General features: G+C 44.5%; 2 protein-coding genes. One reads left to right on the forward strand and one right to left on the reverse strand.

The features are described from left to right. The first annotated feature begins 244 nt into the window (after positions 1-244). Positions 245-682: a DUF433 domain-containing protein gene (locus QUA13_RS32605; protein WP_333205254.1), complete on the forward strand. Its 438-nt coding sequence runs from the start codon at positions 245-247 to the stop codon at positions 680-682. A 120-nt stretch (positions 683-802) separates the two neighbouring features. On the opposite strand, the gene QUA13_RS32610 is transcribed toward QUA13_RS32605, so the two are convergent. After that, positions 803-1,000, reverse strand: a complete 198-nt coding sequence (locus QUA13_RS32610; RefSeq protein ID WP_333205252.1) for a PIN domain-containing protein — start codon at positions 998-1,000, stop codon at positions 803-805. Between the last annotated feature and the right edge of the window lie 47 nt (positions 1,001-1,047).

Below are 1,047 nucleotides of genomic sequence, written 5' to 3' on the forward strand. Positions count from 1 at the left end.
TTTTATGTATGACTGTACTTTAAGCCTTGGATAGCTTTCCTCGCCACTCACCCCAAAAAACTGTCCGGACTGTTGGCTGGCTATAGCTGAATTAAATTATAAGCTTAAGCACAATGATCGTATTAATATCCATAATTTATCTCCATTGTTAGTCATAAACTACGAACCCCACTGACTGCCATTCACGCTGACATCCCACACCTTAAACTTACCCGTTCAGCTACAGCAAGAAGCTGAAAAATTGGTGACACTCCAAGGCATTTCCCTCTATTGGTTTATCCTCTGGGCTGTAGCCGAAAAAGTCGCTACCCTCAACCAGCAGAATGACGATCGCGCTTTTCCTGAAATCACCTATGTGCGCGGCGCTAGCGGCCAACTCGTTCCCGTTTTGCGCGCCAGTCGTTTGCGAGTGCAAACATTAGTCATCAGAGCCAAAAAATGTGGTTTTTCGCCAAACCAAATTGCCGCTGAGTATGACTTAAGTGAAGCTAAAGTGAACGATGTTCTCGCTTTTTACGCGGCCCACGCTCAAAAAATAGATGCCTCTATTGACGCTGAGCAAATTATCGAACCCGTAACTCGTCGGCGTTATTCCCTTGAGGATTTGGTTGAGGCGATCGCGCCTGAGAATCTTCATAATGAGATTGACAGTGGAGTTGCTGTGGGGAACGAAGTGTGGTGACACAATATTGCTATTTGTATGGTGCGTCGCTGTGAGATTTTCCTGCTAGTTGAAATAGCTACCGGGAGCGACGCACCCGAAGGTATTACTGTAGGGAACGAATAAAGTTTCCTGTCATACTCACCAAATTGTTTGAATAGTAGTTAACGCTTGAATTTTTGCGTCGCGGGTGACTAACGGAAGACTCAAAGATAAAGCAGTGGCGGCAATAATCCTGTCTGGCATATCAGGAACCGTTGCCCTCTCAATTTGTTGAATAGTTGCCGAGATATTGCGATCCAAAGGTGCTATAGCGATCGCAAATGGTTTGTAAATCATAAATCATGTATAATCAGGTATGTGAATCTAAGTAGGAGTTGAAATGG

The sequence above is a fragment of the Microcoleus sp. S28C3 genome, assembly GCF_036700785.1.
GTDB lineage: Bacteria > Cyanobacteriota > Cyanobacteriia > Cyanobacteriales > Microcoleaceae > Microcoleus > Microcoleus asticus.